Here is a 21,994-nt window from a genome sequence, read left to right as displayed (position 1 = left end):
GGTACGGAGGTTTTTCTATGAACGCTTTTGCCCTAGAAGCCGAAGGTATCAGCAAGTTCTTTCCCGGCGTGAAGGCGCTCGATAATGTCTCACTGCGCGTGCGCCCTGGAACGGTACACGCGCTGATGGGCGAAAACGGGGCCGGTAAATCCACGCTGATGAAATGCCTTATCGGGATTTACCGTCCCGATAAGGGCGCGATAAAAGTCAAAGGCCAGCCGGTTCAGTTTCAGGACACCATGGATGCGCTGCGATCGGGGATCTCGATGATCCACCAGGAGCTTAATCTGGTGCCGCATATGACGGTGGCGGAAAATATCTGGCTCGGCCGCGAGCCGATGAAGTACGGCTTCGTCGATCATCGCCAGCTGATCCGCCAGACCCAGACGCTGCTGAATAAGCTCAATATTCGCCTCTCCGCCGATCGGCTGGTGGGCGATCTGAGCATCGCCGCCCAGCAGATGGTGGAAATTGCTAAAGCGGTCTCGTGGAACGCCGATATCGTGATTATGGATGAGCCGACCTCGGCGTTAACCGAAGGGGAGGTGGCGCACCTGTTTACGATTATTCGCGACCTCCGGGCGCAGGGCAAAGCCATCATCTATATCAGCCATAAGATGGATGAGATTTTTGCTATTACCGATGAAATCAGCGTCTTTCGTGACGGCAGCTGGGTCGCCAGCCAGCAGACGGCGGAATATACCCGCCAGTCGTTAATCACTCAGATGGTCGGGCGAGAATTAACCCAGCTGTTCCCAAAATTCAATAATACGATCGGCGAGGATGTCCTGAGCGTGCGCAATCTGTCGCGCAAGGGCTACTTTGATGACGTCAGCTTCAGCGTGCGCCGCGGCGAAATCCTCGGCGTTGCCGGGCTGGTCGGGGCCGGGCGCAGCGAGGTGATGGAGTGTCTGTTCGGTATGGAGAGCTTTGACGAGGGCGAGGTGTTGATTGATGGCGTCCCGGTGAAGATAGATTCTCCTTCCGTCGCCATCGAAAAAGGGATGGCGCTGCTGACCGAGGATCGCAAAAAGTCCGGCCTGTTCCTTGTCCTGTCGGTGCTGGAGAATATGAGCATCGTGAATATGCCGGAATATGTCGGCAAAAGCGGGTTTGTTAAACATGTGAAAATGGCGGAAGACTGTATGGAGCAGATCCGCCGTCTGAATATTAAAACCCCGACGATGGATCAAATTATTAATAACCTCAGCGGCGGTAATCAGCAAAAAGTACTGATTGCCCGCTGGCTCTTAGCCCAGCCCAAAATATTAATTCTCGATGAGCCGACCCGCGGTATTGACGTGGGCGCGAAGGCTGAAATTTACCATCTGATTAGCGAACTGGCGAACCGTGGCGTCGCGGTAATTATGGTTTCCTCTGAACTACCGGAAATTCTCGGGATGAGTGACCGGGTGATGGTCATGCATGAAGGGCGTATTACCGGCATCCTTGAAAAAGATGAGGCCGATCAGGAAACCATTTTGTCGTTGGCATCCAATTGAGGCGTAGAGAATGAGCAATATGAAATTGACCGCAGCTCCCGTAAATGAGAAACCCTCTTTCTTGAGTCAGCTACGGCATAAAATGCCGAAAGATACCGGGATATTTATCGTCATGGTGGTGATTGCCCTGACGTTTGAAATTGCCGGCTGGTTCGTTCGCGACCAATCATTTTTAATGAATAGCAACCGCCTGGTGCTGATCGTTTTACAGGTGGCGATTATCGGTATTATCGCCGTGGGGGTGACTCAGGTGATTATTACCACCGGGATTGACCTCTCCTCCGGCTCGGTTATCGCCCTTGCGGCGGTGGTGGCGGCAAGCCTGGCGCAGACCTCGGACAGCCTCACGCCGATGTTTCCCTCGCTGGTCAACCTGCCGGCGGCGATCCCCATTTTCGCCGGGATCGGCGTCGGTCTGCTCTGTGGGTTAACCAACGGTTTTCTGGTGACCCGCACCGGGATCCCGCCGTTTATCGCGACCCTTGGGATGATGGTTTCCGCGCGCGGTCTCGCGCAGTATTACACCCAGGGAAACCCGATTAGCTTCCTGTCCGACAGCTTTACCGCCGTGGGTCAGGGGGCGATGCCGGTCATTATCTTCTTCGTCATCGCCGCGCTGTTCCATATCGCGCTCAAGCATACCCGCTACGGTAAATACGTCTACGCCATCGGCGGCAACATGACCTCGGCAAAAGTGTCCGGTATCAACGTCAACAAGTACCTGGTCATCGTTTACACCATTGCCGGCGCGCTCTCCGGTCTGGCCGGCGTGGTATTGGCCGCGCGCGTCAGCAGCGGCCAGTCGAGCATGGGGATGTCCTATGAGCTGGATGCCATCGCCGCGGCGGTGATCGGCGGCAGCAGCCTGATGGGCGGCGTTGGGCGGATTACCGGAACGCTAATTGGGGCGGTGATTCTGGGGCTGATTAAAAGCGGCTTCACCTTCGTCGGCGTCGATGCCTACGTGCAGGATATTATTAAGGGCATCATTATTGTTGCCGCGGTGACCATCGATATGCGCCGTAACCGTAAGAAGCACTAGCCCACCTCATCGGCAGCGCCCGAGCGCAGGCTTCCGGCCCGCGCTCAGGGCAGGCCGCAGATCCGGTCACGGCCGCTGTTTTTCGCCTTATACAGTTCGCTATCTGCCCGCGACAGCAGCTCCTCCAGCGGGCACTGCCAGCCCTGAGAAACGCCGAAGCTGGCGGTGACCTTAAAGGTCTCGCCGCCGCTGGTGTGGAAGGTCAGCTTGCGGATTTCATGCTGAATACGCGCGGCGTAGCTGGCAACGTCCTGCGCCGTCGGGGCCAGAAACAGCACCGCAAACTCCTCGCCGCCGAGGCGACCCACGACGTCGCTCGGGCGGCTAAACTTGTTCAGCGTTTTTGCCAGCGCCACCAGCACTTCGTCGCCCATCGGGTGTCCCCAGCTATCGTTAATCGACTTGAAGCGGTCGACGTCCAGCATAATAAGCCAGGCGCTCAGGGCCTCGCTCGACTGACGCAGCAGCGCCTCGCCCCGGCTATTGAACGCCCGGCGGTTAAACAGGTGAGTGAGCGGGTCCTCCTCCGACTGGCGCTGGTACTGGCGGCTGATGCGCGCATCTTCGCGCAGCTTTTTCCCAAGGGTGCCGAGCGATGAGAACAGCTCCTGCACCTCTTCCGCGGTGTCGTCATCGATCTGGACGTGCGCCTGCTTGCCGGCGATCAGATCGGCGGCAATATTATTTAAGCGCAGAATAGGGCGCAAAACCCGCGAGCGAATATAGAAAATCATCGCGATCGTCAGGGCGTAGACCAGGGCCAGCACCAGCGAACGGATGAGCAAACTCTGCAGCGCCCGGCGCTCGCTGGCGGTGTAGTGCTTTTTGACGCCGGTCATGTAGGTATTCAGCAGATTATCAAAAGCGCCGAGGCTGGCGTGATAATCAATGGCGAAGCGCTCGGCGCTAATGCTGTAGGGCTGATTGCCGTCGCTCTCCTCTTTTAAGCGATTAATTAAACCAATCCCCTGCGTTTCGAAGGCCTGGCGGGTATTCTCCAGCTGGCGCTGAAAGTGCGGGATATAGCTCGCCTCGTCGCCCTGGGTTTGCAGCAGCCACCAGGCGGTATTAATCCGCTCAATGCCGCGGGTGATCCCTTCGCGGTTCGCCTGGGGAATTTTTGTTTGGGTTGCCAGCGGGATCAGCAGCTGCGAGCCGAGCCTGCCGGTGGCGTCGCGCAGCTCGCCCAGCGCCTGGGCGCGCAGAATGGGCCCCAGCGCGCTGGGCTCCAGCAGTAAAAACTCGGCGGTGCGCTCAAACAGCGCCTGATGGTAAAAGTCGGTCGCCACCACCATATCGCGGATGGCGTGTTCTGCCGTCGCCGGATCGCCGAGCTCCCGGCTGCGGAAGGTATCGGCGAGGCGCCTGGCGTGGGCCAGCTGATGCTGCATTTCCACCATCAGCTCGGGGGAGAGCAGGTGCCGCGGGATGCTTTGCATATCGCGATCGGTAACCCGGCGGTGGGCCTCCAGCGCCTGCCACTGCCGCTCTTTATCCGCCAGCGGGCTCAATACCAGCTCGTTAACGAAGGCGCGTTCGCCAGCTAAATCGTTGGAGACCTGCAGGACGCGGTAAAAAATATCGAACTGAATAACGTTGTTATGCGCGCTCTTCCACATCGACCATGAGCCGGAGAGCAGCCAGAAGGAGAGAATGGTGGTTAAACAGATTGTCGCTAACGCAGACCCCCAGATATAGCGGAGTACGTTGGACGATGCGGCGGCTTTTTTTTTCGTTTTCACACGTACCCGGCGTCAGCAGTAAGAGGGATCCCATCAGGCTATTTTCGCGGCGAGTATGACCCGGCAGCGTGCCCGGCACGTTGACCTTAAGCCCGCCAGACACCACTTCTTTCCCTGCGTACATTGGCCATACTATAGGCGATCTTCCTGCTGATTTTAGCAGAGAATCCAAAAATAAACGTCTTTAACCGCCGGGTAAGGTGCTGTTTTAATTTATTTATGCTGGGGTTTTCCTCTCCGAGGTCGCGCCGTGCGGCCCCCGGAGAGGGAAGCGTTTGTCGCCATGCGCAATCTCTTCGCTATGACGACAGGCGGGGATCAGGAGGATTCGCACGCGGCGCTAAGCAGGCTGTTAAGCAGGACGTTGGCCCCTTTTTCGGCCCACAGAGGGAGAATGTTTTCGGCCTCATTGTGGCTAATTCCCTTCTCGCAGGGGATAAATATCATGCTGGCGGGGGCCACTTTGCTGATATAGCAGGTATCGTGTCCGGCGCCGGAAACCATCCGTTTCGCGCTGTAGCCGAGCGCCAGGGCGGCCCGCTCGCTGCGCGCCAGGCAGTCGGGGTCGAAGGCGATAGGTGCGTAGTCAAAAATACGCTCGACCTCTGCCGTGACGCCGCGCTGGCCCAGCACCGCGGCGGCGCGGCGCAGCGCGAGCTCCATCGCTTCGAGGGCGTCGCTTTGCGGATGGCGAAACTCGACGCTGCACTCCACGCGGCCGGGCACCACGTTACGCGACCCGGGCGTTACCTGCAGCGTACCGACCGTCGCGCGGCCGTCGGGCTGGCGGGCGATGCCGATCTCTTCCACCGCCAGCGCCAGCTCGGCAAAAGCGGTCAGCGCATCGCGGCGGCTGTTCATCGGCGTGGTACCGGCGTGGGCGGCGAAGCCGGTCAGGGTGACGTTGAACCAGCGCTGGCCCATCGCCGCGTGCACCAGGCCGATATCAATCCCTTCGTCTTCCAGAATCGGCCCCTGTTCGATATGCACCTCGTAGCAGGCGTGCAGGGGAAACGCCGCCGTCGGGTGCTGGCCGCGATAGCCGATCGCCTCCAGCGCCTCGCCGACGCTGACGCCGCTGCGATCTTCCCGGGCAAGGGCCCACTCTTCGCTAAACTGCCCGGCCCACACGCCGGAGGCGAGCATCGCCGGGGCAAAGCGCGCGCCCTCTTCGTTGGTCCAGTTCACCAGCACGATATCGCGCTCGGTTTCGATGCCGCGCTCGTTAAGCACCCGCAGCGCCTCCAGCCCCGCCAGCACGCCGTAAATACCGTCATAGCGCCCGCCCAGCGGCTGGGAGTCAACGTGCGAACCGGTCAACACCGGCGCCAGCGCCGGGTTTTTCCCCGCCCGGCGGATAAACATATTGCCCATGCCGTCGACACGGTAGCCAAACCCCGCCGCCAGCGCCCAGTCGCGCAGCAGATCCCGGGCCCGGCGGTCCTCTTCGCTCAGCGTCAGTCGGGTGACGCCGCCGGCGGGCGTCGCGCCGATAGTCGCCATTTCGTTCAGCGTGGCCCACAGGCGCTCGCCGTTGACGGTTATCATGATGGGTCCTTTTTTACGCGGTAGCGGAAATCACAGCACGGCGCGCCCTGCATAATGGTCGTCGTGCGGGTCAGCTCAACCTCCGGGGCGTAGCCGACGATAAACTTGTCATCGCGGGCGCAGGAGAGCAGGTGACCAATCTCGCCGAGGCCCATCTGGTGATACATTTCGGCGTAGCGGCAGCGGTTAACGTTGTAGTTGTACTGCCGATCGTCGGCATCCAAAACGGTGACCTCCAGGGCATTGTCCTTTTCCCACAGATACTGCAGGGCGACAAAGCTTTGAATATCCGCGCCGTTGGGCTCCTGGTCGGCAAAGGCTTTCCCTGCCTCAATGGCGGCGTTCTCAATCGCCTCGCCGATGACCGCCTGGGCGCGCGCTTTGCCTATCTCGCGGACCAGGATGTCGTAAATCGGCTTGATTATCTCTGCTTCAATTTTGCGGCGGGCAAGAATGCCCAGCTCATTATTATCACTCATCACATTGCCTCACTGCGTTACTTCGTGGTGGCGCCGCCGAGCACGGTTTGCGGCTGCCATTTGCCGTCGACGACTTTGTAGACGGTAAAGGTTGGCGACTTCAGATTGCCTTCTTTATCAAAGGCAATTTGCCCGGTGACGCCGGAATAGCTGATGGCGCGCAGGACGGGCAGGTAGACCGCCGGATCGACGGAGTCGGCTTTTTCCATCGCCGCCGCCAGCACGCGGGTGGCGTCGTAGGCGAACGGCGCGTGCAGCTCGATATGGGTGTGATAGCGCGACTGATAGGCCTGCTCAAAGGCCTTGCCGCCCGGCATCTGCTCCACCGGCAGGCCCGGCTCCAGCGCCACCACGCCGTTGCCCTCTTTTTGCGCCAGCTGCAGGAAGGTCTGGCTGACGAAGCCGCCCGCGCCCATCAGGGTGGCGCTCATCCCCAGCTGCTTGATGCGGCGCGCCAGCGGTGCGGCCTGGCTATCGACGCCGCCGAAGAAGATAAGATCGGCGTTTTTGCTGCGGATTGCCGTTAGCACGGCGCTGAAGTCCACCGTTTTGTCATCGACGTACTGACGATCGACGATATCGATCCCCTGGGCCTTCAGCGACTTAATAAACTCATCCGCCAGGCCCTGGCCGAAGGCGGTACGATCGTCGATCACCGCGATGCGTTTGGCCTTCAGGGTTTGTACCGCGTACTGGCCGGCAAACTGGCCGCCGTCATCGTCGTGGCCCATCACCCTAAAGCTGGTGTCGAAGCCCTGTTTGGTATACGCATGACCGGTCGCCACCGGCGCAACCTGGGCGATCCCGGCGTCGTGATAGACCCGCGCCGCCGGAATGCTGGTGCCGGTATTCCAGTGGCCGACCACCCCCGCCACGCCGCTGTCCACCAGGCGCTGGGCAACGGCTACCGCAGTACGCGGGTCAGACTGGTCGTCCTCCGACTGCAGCTTAAAAGTCACCGCCTTGCCGCCGATCGTCGGGTGCTGCTTGTTGATATCGTCGATGGCCAGCTGAGCGCCGTTTTCCAGATCCTTGCCAATACGCGCGGAGGGGCCGGTCAGCGGGCCGGCAAGGCCGATAGTGACGGTTTCACCGGCGGCGGACCATGCGGCGGAAGAGGCAAAACCGCTGAGCACAATAGCGGCGCTAAGCGCACTGATTTTTGCTGTTTTCATTGTTTTTCCCTGATGTTGGTTGGTGTGTTAAACGGGCATTTCGCCCAGATAAATCTGTGCAATACGGTCGTCAGCCAGCAGCGTTTGCGACGCGCCGCGCTCAACGATGCTGCCGCTGTCCATGACCCACGCGCTGTCGGTGGCCTCCAGCGCCAGGCGCGCGTTCTGCTCGATCAGCAGCAGCGCCACGCCGCGCTGGCGCAGGGTGGCGATAACGCGGAAAACGTTCTCCACCATCAGCGGCGCCAGCCCCATCGACGGCTCGTCGAGGATCAGCAGCCGCGGGCGGCTGAGGAGGGCGCGGTTCAGCGCCAGCAGCTGCTGTTCGCCGCCGGAGAGCAGCCCGGCCAGCTGATGCTGGCGCTCGCCGAGGCGGGGAAACTGGCTGAAGATATCGTCCATTTCGCGCTTCACCGCCGCGCCGTCGCGGCGCAGCCAGGCGCCCATCTGCAGGTTTTCCAGCACCGTCATGCGGGCGAAAATGCCGCGGCCTTCCGGCACCATCACCAGCCCTTCACGCAGCAGCGTTTCGGCCCGCCGTTGGCGTACCGGCCTGCCGTTGAAGACGATGTCGCCGCTAAACGGCTCCAGCCCGGTCACCGCGCGTACGGTGGAGCTTTTGCCCGCGCCGTTGGCGCCGATAAGCGTCGTCTGCTCGCCCTCTTGCACGCTAAACGACACCTCGCGTACCGCCTGGATGCCGCCGTAGTGCACCCCAAGACCGCTAACGGTTAACAGATCAGACATGCGCGTTTCCTCCCAGCCAGGCGGCGATAACCGCCGGGTCACGACGTACGGTTTCAGGCGTGCCGCTGGCCAGCGTTTTGCCATAGTCCAGCACCATCAGGCGATCGCAGATCCCCATCACCAGCTTGACGTCGTGCTCAATCATCAGCAGCGTTTTGCCGTCGTTGCGGATGCGCAGCAGCAGCTCGCCAAGCGCCACTTTCTCCGCAGCGTTCATGCCGGCGGCCGGCTCGTCCAGCGCCAGCAGGCGCGGGTCGGTAGCCAGCGCGCGGGCAATCTCCAGCCGCCGCTGGTGGCCGTAGGCGAGGTCGCAGGCGCGGTAGTGGGCGAACTGGGCGATGCCGGTATACTCCAGCCAGTGCCACGCCAGCTCGCGGGTTTGCGCCTCTTCGGCGCGGGCGCGGCGGTGGCGGCTCAGCGCCGCCCACAGGCCGTTGCGGGTGCGTACGTGGCGGCCGACCATCACGTTTTCCAGCACCGACATCTGGTTAAACAGCCGCACGTTCTGGAAGGTGCGGGCGATGCCGGCGGCGGTGACTTTCTCAATGTTTTTCGGAAAGTAGGGCTGACCGGCGATGGCGAACTCGCCGCTGTCCGCCGGATAGAGCCCGGTTATCAGGTTAAAGCAGGTAGTTTTACCCGCGCCGTTGGGGCCGATAAGACCGTAGATTTCGCCTTTGTTGATGGCGAGCGAGACGTTATCGACCGCCGTCAGGCCGCCGAAGCGCTTGGACATATGGCTCACGCTGAGCAGGCTCATGCTTTGGCTCCTTTGTGTCCGGCGGGCCAGATGCCCTGCGGGCGCAGCAGCATCACCAGCACCAGCGCCAGGCCGTAGAACAGCTGGCGCAGAATTTCCGGGTCAATCAGCACTTCGCCAAACAGCGCCTGCTGCAGCGGCGCGGCCTGGCTGCGCAGCAGCTCGGGCAGGGCGGTCAGCAGAACGGCGCCGAGGATAACGCCCGGGATATGCCCCATGCCGCCGAGCACCACCATCGCCAGCACCGCAATCGACTCCTGCAGGGTGAAGGATTCGGGGGAGACGAAGCCCTGGAAAGCGCCGAACAGCGCCCCGGCGACGCCGCCGAACGAGGCGCCGATGGCGAAGGCCAGCAGCTTATAGTTACGCAGGTTAATGCCCATCGCCCGGGCAACGTCCTCATCCTCACGGATGGCGTGCCAGGCGCGGCCGATCCGCGAGTGCTGCAGGCGCAGGCAGACGAAGATAATCGCCACAATCACCAGCATCAGCAGGTAGTACCACAGCCACAGCGCCGGAACCTTAACGCCGAACCAGTGATAGACGCCGCTGAATTTAAGGCCGAACAGGCTCAGCGTATCGACGCCGGAAATACCCTTTGCGCCGTTGGTAATGTTCACCGGGCGATCGAGGTTGCGCATCAGGATGCGGATAATCTCGCCGAAGCCGAGGGTGACGATGGCCAGGTAGTCCCCGCGCAGCTTGAGGGTCGGCGCTCCGAGCACGATGCCGCAGCCCGCCGCCACCAGCGCGGCGAGCGGAATAATCAGCAGCCAGGAGGTGTGCAGGCCGTCCGGGAACCAGTCCAGCAGCTGCGGAAACGCCTCCAGCAGATGCGGGGAGGCGAGCAGCGCCGCCAGGTAGGCGCCGACGGCGTAGAAGGCGATAAAGCCCATATCCAGCAGGCCGGTGTAGCCGACCACGATGTTGAGCCCCAGCGCCAGCATGATGTACAGCAGGGCGAAGTCGATAACCCGCACCCAGTAGTTGCCGCCGAGCTGGCTGGCGACCATCGGCGCCACCAGCAGCGCGCAGATAAACAGGGTCATACCTGACCAGAAGCGACGGGATGCGGCGGGGGCCGCGACGAGTTGTGCCGTTGTCATATTTTTTCCTATGCCCGATGCGCGACGCGCTCGCCGAGTAAACCGGCGGGACGGAATACCAGCACCACTATCAGCACCATAAAGGCGAAGATATCCTGATAGTTGCTGCCAAAGACGCCGTGGGTCAGGTCGCCGAGATAGCCGGCGCCCAGCGATTCGATGATCCCCAGCAGCAGGCCGCCGAGCATCGCGCCGCGAATATTGCCGATGCCGCCGAGCACCGCCGCGGTGAAGGCCTTAATGCCGGGGAGGAAGCCCATTGAGAAGCTGGCGCTGCCGTAGTTGCTGGCCATCATGACGCCCGCCAGCGCCGCAAACGCGCCGCCGATGGCGAAGGTGAGGGTGATAATGGCGTTGGGGTTGACCCCCATCAGCGTGGCGATGCGCGGGTTCTCCGCCACCGCGCGCATGCCGCGGCCTAAGCGGGTAAATTCCACCAGCAGCCACAGGCCGAGCATGACCGCAAAAGCCAGCGCAACGGTGACGATGCCGGTCACGGTGACGATTGCCGGCGGATGCGCCGCGCTGCCGTGGGTCACGGCGATCGGCTCCATCGGCAGGATCTGCGGGAACATCAGCGGGTTGCGGGTCCAGATAATCATCGCCACGGTTTGCAGCAGCACCGACACGCCGATCCCCGAGATCAGCGGCGCCAGGCGCGGAGCGTTGCGCAGGCGGCGGTAGGCAAAGCGCTCAACCGCCATCGCCAGCAGGGCGCAGACGACCATAGCCAGCATCAGCGCCAGGCTCAATTGGGCCAGCGGCGGCAAGCCGGGAAAATGGGCGTTTAGCGCGTTCATTGCCGACAGCGTCGTCAGGGCGCCGACCATCAGAATATCGCCGTGGGCAAAGTTAATGATGCGCAGGATGCCGTACACCATGGTGTAGCCGAGCGCGATAAGGGCATAGATGCTTCCCAGCATGATGCCATTGATGAATTGCTGTATGAGTGTGTCCAACCGATTTACCCGACAATGTGCTCAAATTACGGCTACCATCCAATAAATGAATTAAATTGTAAAATACGGATATATTCTTTCTTATTATGAACGCGAATTTATCTATCTTTATGATATTTAATATAATTAAATAACGTGTCGGATCTCACTTAGCGCTAAGAAAATCAATATATGAAAAAAACAGAACAATCGGCGGAGCGGGAAGGCTGGGCGGAAAGCGGCCTGGCCAACGATCCGCCGCTGCGGGCGGTGCGCGCTTTTGAGGCCATCGCCCGCCTCGGCAGCATCACCCTGGCCGCTCAGGAGCTGGCGATATCGCCGTCGGCGGTCAGCCATCAGCTGAAGGTGCTGGAGGGATATCTGCAGATCCCGCTTACCGAGCGCCAGGGGCGACGGCTGACCCTCAGCCTGCAGGGGCGGGAATACTACCGCTCCATCCGCGCGGCGTTTAACGTTCTGCGCCAGGCCACCGAGCATCTGGTCGATCAGGTCCAGAGCCAGCAGGTGACGATCAGCCTGATCCCGCTGTTTGGCATGGGCTGGTTTATTCCTCGCCTGCCGTCGTTCGTTCACGCCAACCCGCAGACCGAAATTAACGTGGTTTACGCCAACCACCGCAACTACCTCAGCGACGCCTCGGATATGTCGATTCGCTTCGGCAACGGGCGGTGGGCGGGATATCAGAGCGAAAAGCTGATTTCCGGCAGAATGGTGGCGGTATGCAGCCGGGCGTTTATCCGCCTGCACGGACATATTGATACCCCGGAGCAGCTGCTGCAGATGCCGCTGCTCCACGACGAGGAGCGCAGCACCTGGAACCAGTGGTTTGTGCAGCAGGGGGTGAAGCGCCCGCCGCGATCGACGGGGCCGCTGTTTGAGGACGGGCTGTTAACCCTCGCCGGCGTGCAGGCCGGGCTGGGCTGTGCGCTGATGCGCGAGCCGCTGATCGCGCCGTATCTGAACAGCGGCGAGCTGGTGAAAATCTTTGACGCGGCGATCGATGACGGCCGGGATTACTACCTGTGCGTGCGCCAGGACAGCGAAATGACGCCCAACGGCAGGCTGCTGCAGAGCTGGCTGCGCAGCGAAGCGCTGGGCTGAGGTCCCGGGGAACGGCGTTGGTTTAAGAATTTCCTCAACCTGGCTCACACTTTTGCGCAGACCCGATTGAAACCGGGCCGGGCCGCTTAGATAATCCGGCGAAATAGCCCATTTTTATTACGGCGTGCTACTGCGAAAGCAGGCAAGACCAAAATAGGAATGCTCTCCCGCTAAGGGGAGCGTCTCCGTTTTGGTCTTTTTTTTTGCCTCAACACCAGGGAACACTATGAACTATAACGAAACGGCAGACAGAATCCTCCACTGCGTAGGAGGCGCGGAGAATATCCGCACGCTCACCCATTGCGCCACCCGGCTGCGCATGGAGTTCAGCGATCGCGCAAAAGTTAACGCCGCGGAGATCGGTAATATCGCCGGCGTGATAAGCGTGGTAGAGAAAGGCGGCCAGTTCCAGATTGTTATCGGCAACGAGGTCCAGCAGGTCTTTCGCCGCCTGAAAAAGGCGCTGCCGGCGAGTAAAGACCACCCGGCAGGCGATAAAAAAGCGCCGCGCCAGGGCGTAGTGGCAAGCGTGATCAGCGTCATCTCGACCACCTTTACCCCGGTTATCCCGGCCATTACCGGTGCCGGGATGATCAAGGCGCTGCTGGCTATTCTCAAGCTGACCGGCGTCATTAGCGAAACCAGCTCAACCTGGCAGCTGCTTAATATCATCGCCGACGCCGCATTCTTCTTCCTCCCGGTTCTGCTGGCCTACGGGGCCTCGATAAAGTTTGAGTGCAACCCGATCCTGGCGATGACCATTGCCGGCGTGCTGCTGCATCCGGGAATCGGCCAGATGCTGGCGGCGGGTAAAGCGGTGGACTTCGTTGGGATCAACGTCCTGCTCTCGGATTACGCCGGGTCGGTGCTGCCGATTATCCTGACGGTGTGGCTGATGTCGTGGGTGGAGCGCTTTGCCGAAAAGGTCACGCCGTCAATTATCAAATTCTTCATTAAACCGATGCTGATCCTGCTGATCACCGCGCCGCTGGCGCTGGTGGTGGTCGGCCCGGCGGGCATTTTGCTTAATGACCTGGTGGCCGCCGGCGCGGCGTCCATCGACCGTCACGCCAGCTGGTTAATCCCGCTGCTGATGGGCACGCTGCAGCCGTTCCTGATTATTACCGGTACCGCATGGGCGATGACGCCGATCGCCACCGGCCAGCTGAGCAAAAATGGCTACGAGATGATTAACGGCCCGGGCATGCTGGCCTCGAACGTGGCGATGGGGGCAGCGACGCTGTGCGTGGCGCTGAAAACCCGCAACAGCAACCTGCGCCAGCTGGCCTCCTCATCGGGCTTTACCGCGCTGCTGGGGATCACCGAGCCGGCGCTGTACGGGGTGATGCTCAAGTTCCGTCGCGTGCTGATTGCCGCGATGATCGGCGGCGGCTGCGCCGGGATGTACGCCGGTTTAAGCGGGCTGGTGCGCTATGCCTTTGTCTCCCCGGGCCTCGCGGCGCTGCCGGCGTTTATCGGTGAAAATCCGCTGAATATCGTCCATGCCCTGGTCACCTGCGCCATTGCGATGGTCGTGACCTTTACCCTGACCTGGTTTATCGGCTTCGAGGATATTCCTCAGGAGAGCGACGACGCCAGCGCCGCACCGTCGCCGGCCGCCAGCGCTCACGCCGCGGGCGATACCGCAATTTTAAGCCCGCTGCGCGGCCAGGTGGTCGCGCTGAGCGAAGTGAATGACGACGTTTTCTCCGGCGGCCTGCTCGGACAGGGGGTGGCGATTCGCCCGCAGGAAGGGTGCCTGAAGGCGCCGTTTAACGGCACGGTGATGATGTTCCTCCCCTCCTGCCACGCGGTGGGGTTACAGAGCGAAAGCGGCCTTGAGCTGCTGATTCATATCGGTATTGATACCGTTAACCTTAACGGCCAGCACTTTAGCTCGTCGCTGAAGCTGGGGGATGAGGTAAAGGCCGGCGATGAGCTGATTCGTTTTGATATTGCCGCCATTGAGCGCGCCGGCTACGACCTGATTACCCCGGTTATTGTGGTAAACGGTGATAAGCAGCACCCGCTATGGACCACCGGCGCGCCGCAGGTTGACTATGGCGATGCGCTGATGGCGCAGGCAGCCGAGGAGGTACGGGGATGATCTATCGTCAGCAGGCCCGCTTTCCGCAGGGCTTCCTCTGGGGAGCCTCAACGTCGGCGTATCAGGTAGAAGGGGCGTGGAATGAGGACGGCAAGGGGCCGTCGGTGGTTGATATGCTGAGCCATCCTCCGGGGACGGCGGATTTCCGCGTCGCCAGCGATCACTATCATCGCGTTGAAGAGGACGTCGCGCTGATGGCGCAGATGGGGCTAAAAGCCTACCGCTTCTCGGTGGCCTGGTCGCGGGTGATCCCCGACGGCGACGGCGCGGTCAACCCGGCCGGGCTGGGGTTCTACCGGCGGCTGATTGACGCCCTGGTGCGTCATCAGATTGTGCCAATAGTCACCCTGTATCACTTCGACCTGCCCTGGGCGCTGGAGCTTAAAGGCGGCTGGATGAACAGGGAGACCGGGGAGGCGTTTGTGCGCTATGCCCGGCTGCTGTTCAGCGAGTTTGCCGACAAGGTGCCGCTGTGGCTGACCATCAACGAGCAGAACACCATGATCCTGCACCCCGGCGCCATCGGCGTGCCGGAGGACCGCGAGCTGCCGGGTAAAAAGGCGCTCTACCAGCAGAATCACCATATGATGCTGGCCCAGGCGCAGATCTTTGCGCTGTGCCATCGCGAATTTCCCGGGCTGCAAATCGGTCCGGCGATTAACACCACCTCGATGTACGCCGAGAGCTGCAGGCCCGAGGATGCCATCGCCGCCCATAACTGGGAAACGCTGCGCTGCTGGAGCTTTCTCGACGTGGCGGTCCACGGGCGCTACAACGCGCTGGCGTGGGCCTACCTGCAGGACCGGGGGCTGGCGCCGGAGCAGCGGCCGGAAGATGCGCTTATCCTGCAGCAGGGGCGGCCCGATTTTATCGCTATCAACTACTACTCAACGGCGACCATCGCCGCCAGCCGGGGAGACGGCGGCGACGTGGCCCCGCGCGCCGGCGATCAGCAAATTATGCTGGGCGAAGAGGGGGTTTATCGCCCGGCGGAGAACCCGTGGGTCGGCAAAACGCCCTACGGCTGGGTGATTGACCCGGTCGGCCTGCGCCTGACGCTGCGCAAAGTCTGCGAGCGCTACGGCCTGCCTATCCTGATTAGCGAAAATGGGATGGGCGCTGCGGATAAGCTGGAGCACGACGGGACGGTCAACGACGATTACCGCATCGCATTTTTACAGGCCCATATCGAGCAGATACGCCTGGCGATTGCCGACGGCGTGACGCTGATGGGCTACTGCCCGTGGGCGGCCATTGACGTGGTCAGCACCCACCAGGGCTACGCCAAACGCTACGGGTTCGTCTACGTCGATCGCGGGGAACAGGAGCTGAAAGCGCTGCAGAGGGTCCGCAAACGCAGCTTCTGGTGGTATAAGGATGTCATTGCGCGCAACGGTAACCACGACGAGTCTTAGAGATGATTGTTCAGAAGGTGCTTAATAACAGCCTGATACTCTCTTCCGACAGCGATAACAGGGAGGTTATCGTGATGGGGAAGGGGATTGGCTTTAGCAGCAGGCCGGGGGATGAGATTGCCGAGGAGAAGATTGAAAAGCTGTTTGTGATGCAAACGCCCATCAACCGAAGCGGCTACCTGGAGGCGCTCTCGGCGATACCGGATGAGGTTATCGAGATGGCCGCCATGATTATCTCCCGCGCCAATATGCAGCTCAGCAGCAAAGTGCGGGAGCAGATTTTCTTCACCCTTGCCGACCACCTCGATTTCGCCATAGCGCGCTGCCGGAAGGGGATTGCGATTCAAAACCGGCTGCTGCCGGAAGTGCGGCGTTTTTACCCGCAGCAGTTTCGGGTCGCCAGCGAGGCGGTGGCGATGATTCGCCAGCAGTACGGGATAGCGCTGCCTGAAGAGGAGGCGGGCAATATCGCCTTTCACCTGGTTAACGGGCAGAGCGAGGGCGATGACGTCGCGCAGACCATGCAGTCGGTGAAAATGCTCAAGGATATTTTTAGCCTCGTGCAGTACCACTTTAAGCAGGAGATCGACACCGGGTCGATTAACTACGCGCGCTTTCTCGTCCATATGCAGTTTTTCCTCCAGCGGCTGCAGGAGGGGGAGCTGGATACCGCCCGGGACAGCTTTCTGCTGGCGCAGGTCGTGAAGGAGTACCCGCACGCCTGGCGCTGCGCCGAGCTGATCCGCGACTACGTGCAGGCCCAGCTGGGAATAGCGCTGGGCGGCAACGAACTGCTGTGGCTGACCGTCCACCTGGTGAGGATCACCGGCTCGGACGAATAGGCTAGCGGTGGCGAATTTGCAGGGTCGCCGGCAGATAGCGCTGCAGCGGCTCCGGGGTGGCGCCGTCGATAAGCTGGCTGATCAGGTCATAGCAGTGCCAGGCCAGCTGGCGATTATCCTGCTGAACGGTATCAATGCGCAGCGACAGCGAGTCGTACAGATAGTGATCGTCGAAGCTGGCGAGATGGATGCCGGAATCGAGTAGATTATGCTGGCTCATGTAGCGCAGCACCCCTTCCAGCAGGCCGCAGGCGGCGGTGAACAGCGCCTGAGGCGGCCGCCCCAGCCGCGCGCAGAGCGCGGCAAACATTTCGTAACCGGAGCTGGGATGATAGTTGCCGTTAATCACCCATTCAGGGCGAAGCTCAACGCCCGCCTGCGCCAGCCCCTGGGTAAAGCCGGCCAGCCGGTCCCGCGAAGGCGAAAGCCGCGGCTGACCGCCGAGAAACCAGAACTCCTCGGCGTGCTGGGGCGCAATCCGTGAGATCAGCTCGGCGGTGGGGGTGATGGAGTCGGTCATCACCAGCGGCAGGCTGCTGCCGCTGGGGCTGCGGTCAAACAATACCACCGGCAGCTGCTCGCTGAGCTTGAGGTAATCCGCGTCGTTGTGCATGCAGGAGGCGACGATCAGGCCGTCAACCTGGCGGGCAATCATATTATTGACCACCATGCTTTCCTGGGCCGGGTTTTCGTCGGTGCAGGAGATAAGCAGCTGCACGCCCGCCTCGCGGCACAGCATTTCCAGCTCGTGGGAGAAGACCGCGAAGCCGTAGTTGGTGATTTCAGGCACCACCAGTCCGATGGTATGGCTGCGGTTATCGCGCAGCGAGCGGGCGTGGATACTCGGCTGATAGTGCTGCTCGCGGGCGATGGTCTGGACGCGTTCGCGGGTCTCCTGCGCCACGCGCAGCTCTTTGCCACGACCGTTCAGCACGAGGCTGGCGGTCGCTTTCGAGACGCCCGCCAGCTCGGCGATATCTTTAATGGTAACGCGTTTGGTTTTCATCACGACAGCATACGCCCGAAATTAAAACGCTGATTCTACCATGCATGGCCGCAGCGGCCAGTAGCAGAATGCAGCCGGCGTCGCACCGCTGAAAATCATTTGCCCAGGATACTGCGGGAAGTAGCGGCTGCTCATCACGCCTTCTCCGCCGTTAATGAAAATCTCAATGCTTGAGCTGTCGCATAAGATCCGCAGCGCCCGCACCTCTCCCCGCCAGTAGCGGTAGAGCGCGTCGTCGCAGGCCAGGCTGCGGCGTTCGAGGCGAATGCCGTCGGCGTCGAGAGTGAGCCTGAGGGCGTCGCCGAAATCAATCGCCAGCTCGTCGCCGGGCGCCACCTCAAAGACCATGTCCATCGGCGCCAGCGGCAGGCCAGGCCCCTGCCAGCCGCGGCCCTCGCCGCGCAGGTCCGCCAGCTCGCGCACCGGATGCTGGTAGAGTTTGCCGTCGCGCAGCTCCAGCTCCCGCAGGCAGGTCATCTGGTGGATCCAGCCGTGGGCGAGGGTCGGCTGGCGCATCTCTTCGCCGTCCGGAACCCCCATCCAGCCGACCAGCAGCCGCCGGCCGTCGGCGGCCAGCATGGTCTGCGGGGCGTAAAATTCGAAGCCGGCATCGAGCTCATAAAGCGCGCCGTGGTCAAAGCGGGCGCTGGCGTAGTCGAAGCGGCCCGCCGTCCACACGGCGGGATAGGTGTTGAGGAAGCGATCGGCCTCGCGGGCGATGCCCTGGGGGCAGCAGATCAGGATATGCTGGTCGGCGAGCGGGAAGAGGTCCGGACACTCCCACATATAGCCGGCGTCGCGCAGGCCGTTGAGATCGCTGCCGGCAATTTCGCCTGCCGCCTCCCACTGGTGCAAATCCGCGGAGCTGAACAGCAGCACCTTACCGCGCTTTTGCAGATCCTGGGCGCCGAGGACCATGAACCAGCGGCCTTCATGCTGCCAGACCTTCGGGTCGCGGACGTGGCCGGTGTAGCCCTTCGGCAGCGCCAGCACCGGGCCGGTTTTGCTAAAGGTACCGTCGCCGTTTTCCGTCGCCAGGCACTGCCACGCGGTTCTGCTGCCGTCTTCAAACTTCACGTTGCCGGTATAGCACAGGGTCAATTTGCCGTCGTTATCGACGGCGCTCCCCGAGTAGCAGCCGTTGCGGTCGTACTCTTCGTCCGGCATCAGCGCGATCGGCTCATGCTGCCAGTGCAGCAGGTCGGCGGAGCTCCAGTGCCCCCAGCACTTGAACGTATGATCGCAGGCTATCGGGTTCCACTGGTAAAACAGGTGATAGCGCCCGGCAAATTCGATAAAGCCGTTAGGATCGTTCATCAGGCCGGTGGTGGGGGCCAGGTGCCACTGCGGATAGTGGCTATCGCGCAGCGCGCGCGGCTGGCCCTGCATCACGGCGCGTAAAATTGCCGGCAAACGTGAAGGAAGTGACATTATTCAGCGTCCGTTTTGTATTTCAGCAGCAGGGAAACGGTAAAGGCCACGCCGAAGGCGATAACCATCCCGATAATATAGTTCAGCAGCGAACTGGCCTGCACGATAGCCATACCCGGGATTGCCGTCAGCCCGACCGCGGTCATGTAGACGTGCATCGATACCACCCACGCGCCGCCCGCCGCGCCGCCGATTAGGGCCGCGATAAACGGCTTCACGAAGCGCAGGTTAATACCGAATATCGCCGCTTCGGTGATCCCGAGCATCGCGGAAAAGGCTGAAGGCAGCGTGATGGCTTTGATTTTGGCATCTTTGGTTTTAAACCATACCGCCAGACAGGCGCCGCCCTGAGCAACGTTGGCCATGGCCCAAATCGGCAGCAGGAAGTTGACGCCGATCGACGGGTTGCCCAGCAGTCCGGCCTCAATGGCGTGGAAGCTGTGGTGAATACCGGTGATCACGATAACCGAGTAGAGGCCGCCGAACAGCAGCCCGGCCAGCCAGCCGGCGTGGGCGATCAGGGTGCTAAGAACAAACGAGATGCCGTCGCCCAGCGCGCGGCCGGCGGGGCCGATAATCAGCAGGGCGATAAAGCCGGAGATGATCACCGTCAGGAACGGCGTCAGGATCAGATCGAGGGCGTCAGGAATGACCCGGCGCAGCTGCTTCTCGACGATGCTCATAAACCACACCGCCAGCAGCACCGGGAATACCGTGCCCTGGTAGCCGATCATGGCGATTTCCAGACCGAAAAAGTTCATCGAATGGAAACCGGCGGCCACGCCCCAGGCGTTGGTGAGCGCCGGGTGGGTTAAGATGCCGCCGAGGGTTGCGCCGAGATAGGGGTTGCCGCCAAATTCGCGCGCGGCGGTGAAGCCAATCAGGATCGGCAGAATGATAAAGGCCGCCGAGCTGCACATATCGAGAATGATATAAATAGCGTTACTCGGATCGACCCAGCCGTAGGTTTTTACCATCCCCAGCAGGCCCATCAGCAGGCCGGAGGCGACGATAGCCGGAATAATAGGGACGAAGATGTTCGACAGCAGGCGCGCAATGCGCTGGAACGGGTTGAGCTTTCTCGCCGCAATATTGGCGGCTTCCGACTTGCTGGACTCGCCGATCCCGGCGGCCTGGATAAACGCGGCGTAGACCTTGTTGACGATGCCGGTGCCAAAGATAATCTGCATCTGACCGGCGTTATTAAAGCAGCCCTTAACCCCTTCGATTTCGCCGATGGCCTTCTTGTCGGCCAGCGAATCATCGACCAGCACCAGGCGCAGGCGCGTGGCGCAGTGCGCGGCGCTGGCGATATTTTCCTTGCCTCCTAACAGCGGAAGCAGCGAGCGGGAAATGTGTTCGAAATCCATAGTACCCTCTGAATGCATTATTATTTGTTGGTTTTATTTCCGCGGCAGCAGAGGACTGATGCCGCGGTTTTAAGCTGGTTTCAGACCCTTGCCGTCAGAACCAGGTCTCCATTTGCATACCGAACGACCATTCGCCGCCCGATTTAAAACCGCTGCTGCCTAAAGCGTCATCGCTGGCGTAGTTATCCAGCTTTTTGCTCCAGTCCATCCACGAGGTGTAGAGACGGATCTCCGGACGACTGAAGAAATCACCGATGCTGCCGACCTTAAAGGTCGGTGCGAAGGTGAGTTTATAGAAGCTGCCGTTCACCGCATTACGGTCGTTATAGCCCTCGGGTTTGAGATCCATATATTGGTAGCTGCCTTCGTAAGCGAGAGCGAAGTTCTGGTTGATCTCCTGAATCAGACGCATGTTGAGGGTCGCCCACTGGTAGCTGTCGCCATCGACATAGCGGTCTTTACTGCTCTGCGCCAGCACCGCCGGAGCGATAAACCAGTTCTTGCTGAGCGGCGTGGTGCCGTAGCTGGCGAAGCGCCAGGTATTGGCTCCCGGACGCAGCGCGCCGTCGGAACCGAGGCCTTTCACTTCTGCGCCCAGGCCGTGGCCGTAGAGCAGGGCCGTTTTGCTGCTGCCTTCCCGCAGGCCGTAAAAACTGTCGTTGTGCAAACCGAGTAGCGTATGTACCCCGGTATTTGCCGCATCGCCTTTGACCAGATTACCGTTGGTATCTTTACGATCGTCATTATCTTTCGCCCGCATCCCGCTGACCATCACCTGCACCGGGCCGATGAAGTGGTTCATGCTGAGGATGTAGTTCTGCACGCTATTGCTCGAATCATCAATATCGCCGAAGTTGCGTCCGTAGAGAGAGAAGTTACTCCGTAGGCTGTCGTTCCACTTCACGTCATAAATACCGCCGCCGGTACCCGCGAGGAAGACCACGTCGGAATCGACCCAGTGAATGTCGAAGTTATCACGGTCGAAGCGTTTACCGGCCCACAGGGTGGAACCTTTAAACGGGCCTTCGAAGGTCGGCAGGTTGCCCAGTTCTACGAAGGCCTGACGAACGTTCAAATCGCTGGAGCTTGCGGTCCAGTCGTTGTAGTTGGTTTGTCCGTCGGCCACCATCACTTTGAAGCGGGTCGTCGCGCCGTTATCCAGGGTCTGCTTATGTTCAAGATTCATTTCAACATAGGTGTCGGCCTGGTTCCCCAGGCGGCCGATAGCTCCACCGGTTTCCCCCGCAGGCGTCATGTAGGCGCCGGATTTAGTACTGGAGGCTGAGTCGTTCATGATTACGCCGGAGCGGGCGTAGCCGTGGAACTCAAAGCCGCTCTTTTCATCGGCTTTCTTCTCCAGCTGGGCGGTGCGCTGGGCCACCTGCTGGGTGTTGTCCTGGGTCTTCTGCTGCTGCGTGGTGAGCTGCTCAACTTTCTTCTCGGCCGAGTCGGCGCGGTTCTCCGCAGTCTGCGCCCGGTTTTCCGCGTCCTGGAGGCGCTTTTCCAGGGCCATCAGGCGGGCTTCGATGGTGCTTAAATCCGTTTGCGCATGGACCGTACCGGCTCCGGTTAGCAAAGCAATAAGGACGGCAAGTGTGCTTTTTTTGTACATGCTGTTCGCATCCCAAAGATAAAAATGAATGATGTGTTGTTTTGCTAAAC

The 21,994-nt window shown here is 60.9% G+C and carries 18 protein-coding genes; 6 read left to right on the top strand and 12 right to left on the bottom strand.

The features are described 5' to 3' along the window. Positions 1-17 precede the first annotated feature (17 nt). Entirely contained in the window at positions 18-1,502 is a 1,485-nt protein-coding gene (locus HCK03_RS20025; protein WP_041144435.1) for a sugar ABC transporter ATP-binding protein, read from the top strand. A gap of 19 nt (positions 1,503-1,521) precedes the next feature. After that, a complete protein-coding gene (locus HCK03_RS20020; protein WP_172620482.1) occupies positions 1,522-2,544 on the top strand; it encodes an ABC transporter permease in 1,023 nt (340 codons plus the stop codon). 44 nt (positions 2,545-2,588) lie between these two features. Here HCK03_RS20020 and HCK03_RS20015 read toward each other — a convergent pair whose 3' ends face one another. From HCK03_RS20015 to HCK03_RS19980, 8 genes are all read right to left on the bottom strand, one after another. Next, positions 2,589-4,286 (bottom strand): GGDEF domain-containing protein, encoded by a 1,698-nt coding sequence (locus tag HCK03_RS20015; protein ID WP_167692085.1) that lies wholly within the window; start codon positions 4,284-4,286, stop codon positions 2,589-2,591. Between the two features lie 318 nt (positions 4,287-4,604). Beyond that, a complete protein-coding gene (locus HCK03_RS20010) occupies positions 4,605-5,834 on the bottom strand; it encodes a Zn-dependent hydrolase (protein WP_167692084.1) in 1,230 nt (409 codons plus the stop codon). Further along, positions 5,831-6,313, bottom strand: a complete 483-nt coding sequence (locus HCK03_RS20005) for an L-2-amino-thiazoline-4-carboxylic acid hydrolase (RefSeq protein ID WP_041144439.1) — start codon at positions 6,311-6,313, stop codon at positions 5,831-5,833. The genes HCK03_RS20010 and HCK03_RS20005 overlap by 4 nt, the downstream gene beginning before the upstream one ends. Positions 6,314-6,330: 17 nt before the next feature. Further along, on the bottom strand, positions 6,331-7,488 hold the full coding sequence (locus tag HCK03_RS20000) for a branched-chain amino acid ABC transporter substrate-binding protein (RefSeq protein WP_134525373.1): 1,158 nt from the start codon (positions 7,486-7,488) through the stop codon (positions 6,331-6,333). Positions 7,489-7,515: 27 nt separating this feature from the next. Then, positions 7,516-8,235: an ABC transporter ATP-binding protein gene (locus HCK03_RS19995; RefSeq protein ID WP_167692083.1), complete on the bottom strand. Its 720-nt coding sequence runs from the start codon at positions 8,233-8,235 to the stop codon at positions 7,516-7,518. Then, positions 8,228-8,995: an ABC transporter ATP-binding protein gene (locus tag HCK03_RS19990; protein WP_167692082.1), complete on the bottom strand. Its 768-nt coding sequence runs from the start codon at positions 8,993-8,995 to the stop codon at positions 8,228-8,230. Before HCK03_RS19990 ends, HCK03_RS19995 begins: the two co-directional genes overlap by 8 nt. After that, entirely contained in the window at positions 8,992-10,101 is a 1,110-nt protein-coding gene (locus HCK03_RS19985; protein ID WP_167692081.1) for a branched-chain amino acid ABC transporter permease, read from the bottom strand. Before HCK03_RS19985 ends, HCK03_RS19990 begins: the two co-directional genes overlap by 4 nt. An 8-nt stretch (positions 10,102-10,109) precedes the next feature. Further along, entirely contained in the window at positions 10,110-11,024 is a 915-nt protein-coding gene (locus HCK03_RS19980) for a branched-chain amino acid ABC transporter permease (protein WP_227503288.1), read from the bottom strand. Positions 11,025-11,231: 207 nt separating this feature from the next. Here HCK03_RS19980 and HCK03_RS19975 point away from each other — a divergent pair, with 207 nt between their 5' ends. The 4 genes from HCK03_RS19975 to HCK03_RS19960 all read left to right on the top strand — a co-directional run bounded on the left by HCK03_RS19975 (position 11,232) and on the right by HCK03_RS19960 (position 16,525). After that, complete coding sequence (locus HCK03_RS19975) at positions 11,232-12,161, top strand: LysR substrate-binding domain-containing protein (RefSeq protein WP_041144445.1); 930 nt, start codon at positions 11,232-11,234, stop codon at positions 12,159-12,161. 226 nt (positions 12,162-12,387) lie between these two features. Then, positions 12,388-14,268, top strand: a complete 1,881-nt coding sequence (locus HCK03_RS19970) for a beta-glucoside-specific PTS transporter subunit IIABC (RefSeq protein WP_167692080.1) — start codon at positions 12,388-12,390, stop codon at positions 14,266-14,268. Beyond that, positions 14,265-15,683 carry a glycoside hydrolase family 1 protein gene (locus tag HCK03_RS19965; protein WP_167692079.1) on the top strand — a complete coding sequence of 473 codons (1,419 nt, stop codon included), beginning with the start codon at positions 14,265-14,267 and terminating at the stop codon, positions 15,681-15,683. Before HCK03_RS19970 ends, HCK03_RS19965 begins: the two co-directional genes overlap by 4 nt. Positions 15,684-15,685: 2 nt before the next feature. Further along, on the top strand, positions 15,686-16,525 hold the full coding sequence (locus HCK03_RS19960) for a PRD domain-containing protein (RefSeq protein ID WP_123551043.1): 840 nt from the start codon (positions 15,686-15,688) through the stop codon (positions 16,523-16,525). 1 nt (position 16,526) lies between these two features. Here the strand turns inward: HCK03_RS19960 and HCK03_RS19955 are convergent, their stop codons facing one another. From HCK03_RS19955 to HCK03_RS19940, 4 genes are all read right to left on the bottom strand, one after another. Then, on the bottom strand, positions 16,527-17,531 hold the full coding sequence (locus HCK03_RS19955; protein ID WP_115193395.1) for a LacI family DNA-binding transcriptional regulator: 1,005 nt from the start codon (positions 17,529-17,531) through the stop codon (positions 16,527-16,529). A 21-nt stretch (positions 17,532-17,552) separates the two neighbouring features. Continuing rightward, positions 17,553-18,962 carry a sucrose-6-phosphate hydrolase gene (locus HCK03_RS19950; RefSeq protein WP_041144448.1) on the bottom strand — a complete coding sequence of 470 codons (1,410 nt, stop codon included), beginning with the start codon at positions 18,960-18,962 and terminating at the stop codon, positions 17,553-17,555. Then, positions 18,962-20,332 carry a sucrose-specific PTS transporter subunit IIBC gene (locus tag HCK03_RS19945; protein WP_041144449.1) on the bottom strand — a complete coding sequence of 457 codons (1,371 nt, stop codon included), beginning with the start codon at positions 20,330-20,332 and terminating at the stop codon, positions 18,962-18,964. Before HCK03_RS19945 ends, HCK03_RS19950 begins: the two co-directional genes overlap by 1 nt. A 94-nt stretch (positions 20,333-20,426) precedes the next feature. After that, on the bottom strand, positions 20,427-21,944 hold the full coding sequence (locus tag HCK03_RS19940) for a carbohydrate porin (RefSeq protein ID WP_041144450.1): 1,518 nt from the start codon (positions 21,942-21,944) through the stop codon (positions 20,427-20,429). Positions 21,945-21,994: the final 50 nt, after the last annotated feature.

The sequence above is a fragment of the Klebsiella terrigena genome (assembly GCF_012029655.1).
GTDB classification, from domain to species: Bacteria; Pseudomonadota; Gammaproteobacteria; order Enterobacterales; family Enterobacteriaceae; genus Klebsiella; species Klebsiella terrigena.
The sequence above is the reverse complement of the archived record's forward strand: the minus strand, read 5'-3'. Positions and strand labels throughout refer to the sequence as shown.

Excerpts from the sequence above, each read along its gene's own strand:
- HCK03_RS20025 (WP_041144435.1), top strand. The coding sequence starts at position 18 with ATGAACGCTTTTGCCCTAGAAGCCGAAGGTATCAGCAAGTTCTTTCCC.
- HCK03_RS20020 (WP_172620482.1), top strand. The coding sequence starts at position 1,522 with ATGAAATTGACCGCAGCTCCCGTAAATGAGAAACCCTCTTTCTTGAGT.
- HCK03_RS20010 (WP_167692084.1), bottom strand. The coding sequence starts at position 5,834 with ATGATAACCGTCAACGGCGAGCGCCTGTGGGCCACGCTGAACGAAATG.
- HCK03_RS20005 (WP_041144439.1), bottom strand. The coding sequence starts at position 6,313 with ATGAGTGATAATAATGAGCTGGGCATTCTTGCCCGCCGCAAAATTGAA.
- HCK03_RS20000 (WP_134525373.1), bottom strand. The coding sequence starts at position 7,488 with ATGAAAACAGCAAAAATCAGTGCGCTTAGCGCCGCTATTGTGCTCAGC.
- HCK03_RS19995 (WP_167692083.1), bottom strand. The coding sequence starts at position 8,235 with ATGTCTGATCTGTTAACCGTTAGCGGTCTTGGGGTGCACTACGGCGGC.
- HCK03_RS19990 (WP_167692082.1), bottom strand. The coding sequence starts at position 8,995 with ATGAGCCTGCTCAGCGTGAGCCATATGTCCAAGCGCTTCGGCGGCCTG.
- HCK03_RS19985 (WP_167692081.1), bottom strand. The coding sequence starts at position 10,101 with ATGACAACGGCACAACTCGTCGCGGCCCCCGCCGCATCCCGTCGCTTC.
- HCK03_RS19980 (WP_227503288.1), bottom strand. The coding sequence starts at position 11,024 with ATGCTGGGAAGCATCTATGCCCTTATCGCGCTCGGCTACACCATGGTG.
- HCK03_RS19975 (WP_041144445.1), top strand. The coding sequence starts at position 11,232 with ATGAAAAAAACAGAACAATCGGCGGAGCGGGAAGGCTGGGCGGAAAGC.
- HCK03_RS19970 (WP_167692080.1), top strand. The coding sequence starts at position 12,388 with ATGAACTATAACGAAACGGCAGACAGAATCCTCCACTGCGTAGGAGGC.
- HCK03_RS19965 (WP_167692079.1), top strand. The coding sequence starts at position 14,265 with ATGATCTATCGTCAGCAGGCCCGCTTTCCGCAGGGCTTCCTCTGGGGA.
- HCK03_RS19960 (WP_123551043.1), top strand. The coding sequence starts at position 15,686 with ATGATTGTTCAGAAGGTGCTTAATAACAGCCTGATACTCTCTTCCGAC.
- HCK03_RS19955 (WP_115193395.1), bottom strand. The coding sequence starts at position 17,531 with ATGAAAACCAAACGCGTTACCATTAAAGATATCGCCGAGCTGGCGGGC.
- HCK03_RS19950 (WP_041144448.1), bottom strand. The coding sequence starts at position 18,962 with ATGTCACTTCCTTCACGTTTGCCGGCAATTTTACGCGCCGTGATGCAG.
- HCK03_RS19945 (WP_041144449.1), bottom strand. The coding sequence starts at position 20,332 with ATGGATTTCGAACACATTTCCCGCTCGCTGCTTCCGCTGTTAGGAGGC.
- HCK03_RS19940 (WP_041144450.1), bottom strand. The coding sequence starts at position 21,944 with ATGTACAAAAAAAGCACACTTGCCGTCCTTATTGCTTTGCTAACCGGA.